The sequence below is a fragment of the Moorena sp. SIO3I6 genome (assembly GCF_010672095.1).
This window is the reverse complement of sequence record NZ_JAAHHU010001651.1, coordinates 1-1,101: the sequence shown is the minus strand read 5'-3', so window position 1 is coordinate 1,101 and position 1,101 is coordinate 1. Positions and strand designations below refer to the sequence as shown.

Genomic DNA, 1,101 nt, shown 5'->3' with positions numbered 1-1,101 from the left:
TACTCAAGCAACTTTTGGGCATCCTCAAGGGTTTGTTGTTGAGACACACACAATGTATTGAAATAGTTACCTTCGAGGTTTTCTTGACGGGTGACACCAACTACTTGCCAACCACGATTGATGTACTCTTGACCTAACGCACTGCCGAGGGTGCCGGAAATTCCTGTGATTACAACAGTTTTCATGCTAACAAGTCTCCTTAATATAATCTGCCACTCGCAGTGCATTAGCTACAATGGTTAAAGCAGGACTAACCCCCAACGAGGTTGGCATAAATCCACCATCCACAACAAATACATTGTCATGATCGTGCAAACGGCAGTATGGGTCAAGCACTGATGTGTTGGGATCGGTACCAAAACGTGTGGTGCCCACTTGATGGGCTGTGTGACGATCATCTTTATCCCCGGTGGCACCAAACATAAATACTACCCCAGCATGGCGCATCACTTTCTTGAGCTGGCTCATGTAGTAACGGGAGCGGTAAATATCGTAAGGATGAAATTTGTGGACTAGATGGATCGCTCCTGTGTTGGTAACTTCTACCCTATTTTCGGGTTGGGGTAAGTCTTCGACAAATCCCGTCATCGCCAGTATCCGTTTGAGTAGGAATTTTGCGATCGCATCTGGAATCGGTACTGGTAAATTTTCTTGTATGCTCAGATGCCCAGGGATTGGCACAGTTTGGGAATACCCGAGCTTATGGGGAAAATCCCCTGAACCAAAATAAAGATCGGTGAAGCCTAACTGCTTGATGAAGGTATCTGCGCCACCGGTAGGTTGACTAAACAACCCAGCCGCCAAAGCACCGCAATGGTACATATAATTTCTGCCAACCTGACCACTACGACCAGTTAAGCCAGATTTGATTAGGATTACTGGGCTACCGATGGCTCCAGCTGCTATAATGTAAGTCTTAGCTTTTAGCGTCTCGATGGTACCACTATCGCGCCAGCGAAGTTTTACACCAACCACCTTACCCTTACCGTTGGTAACCAAGCACTCTGCTTCTGTATTAGTTTTTACCTGGAGATGGTAATTGCTAACTGCCCCATCAATAGCACATACCAACGTCGAGGCACGAGAGTCATTGGGGCAGTA

The 1,101-nt window shown here is 46.7% G+C and carries 2 protein-coding genes; both read right to left on the bottom strand.

Annotated features, from left to right (window positions below; translation table 11 throughout):
- On the bottom strand, positions 1-185 hold a 185-nt coding region (locus F6K49_RS52025), incomplete at its 3' end, for an NAD-dependent epimerase/dehydratase family protein (protein WP_293110874.1).
- A 1-nt stretch (position 186) separates the two neighbouring features.
- On the bottom strand, positions 187-1,101 hold a 915-nt coding region (locus F6K49_RS52020; RefSeq protein ID WP_293110872.1), incomplete at its 5' end, for a GMC family oxidoreductase.